This window comes from Blastomonas sp. UPD001 (assembly GCF_003426715.1).
GTDB lineage: Bacteria > Pseudomonadota > Alphaproteobacteria > Sphingomonadales > Sphingomonadaceae > Blastomonas.
In genome coordinates this window covers 1-824 of sequence record NZ_QKVT01000083.1, presented here as the reverse complement: position 1 = coordinate 824, position 824 = coordinate 1, and the positions used below count along the sequence as shown (strand labels likewise).

Annotated in this window: 2 protein-coding genes; both read left to right on the top strand. The window is 71.8% G+C overall.

Going from position 1 to position 824, the window contains the following annotated elements; genetic code table 11:
* The coding region (locus DM995_RS18885) for a glycosyltransferase family protein (protein WP_502696622.1) at positions 1-555 on the top strand (555 nt) is incomplete at its 5' end.
* A 49-nt stretch (positions 556-604) separates the two neighbouring features.
* The coding region (locus DM995_RS22550) for a hypothetical protein (protein WP_232824555.1) at positions 605-824 on the top strand (220 nt) is incomplete at its 3' end.

Sequence of the window (824 nt, the reverse complement as noted above, 5' to 3'; positions counted from 1 at the left end):
ACCCGGGCCTATTTCCCCGCCGATCTGGGCGCGTCGGTGCGGCAGAAGACCCGCTGGATGATTGGAATTTCCCTGTCTGGCTGGGACCGCACGGGCTGGGGCGGCTCGGCTGGCGACATGTGGATGCGCGCGCGCGACCGGCGCGCGGTGCTGGCGGCGGTGGTGCTGGTGGCGGGCTATCTGGGGCTGCTGCTCTGGTTGGCCGTTAGGATCGCGTCGGCCCTTGGTATCTACGCGCCTACGCCACCCGACGCTGCGGCACGCGTGCTGCTGATCGTCACCGGCTGCACGCTGGTCTGGCGGCTGGCGATCCGCGCCGCCTGTACCGGCTGGGAGCATGGCTGGGCCGAGGCGTGCTGGTCGATTCCGCGCGCCCTTGTCAGCAACATCATCGCGGTGATGGCAGCGCGCCGCGCGCTTGTCGCCTATGCCGCCAGCCTTGGCGGGGCTGCGCTGCCCTGGGACAAGACCCGGCATCGCATCCCGGCGGCGCTGCCCGCCAAGCTTCCCGCCTCCGATGCGGCAGGCGTGCCTATGGCCCGCCGCCATGGCTGAGCCGAGGTCGTCCCCGGCGCGCCTCGGGCGCCGCCGCGGACAGCCGCTGGTGTTTCTGCTGACCGTGCTCACCATCTGGAGTGGCGCCCGGCTGGTCCATCACTGGCCGAGCGAAAGCGTGCCTCTCAGCCAGCAAGCCGAACGGCCACCCGCTTCGCACCGCGCTGCACTCCGGATGCTGCCGGTCGTGCTGCCACAAGCCAGGCCGGAGCAGAACGCCGGAACGGCCAGGGCGATGCGAGACGACGCCCTCGGGCAACCGCCAGCGG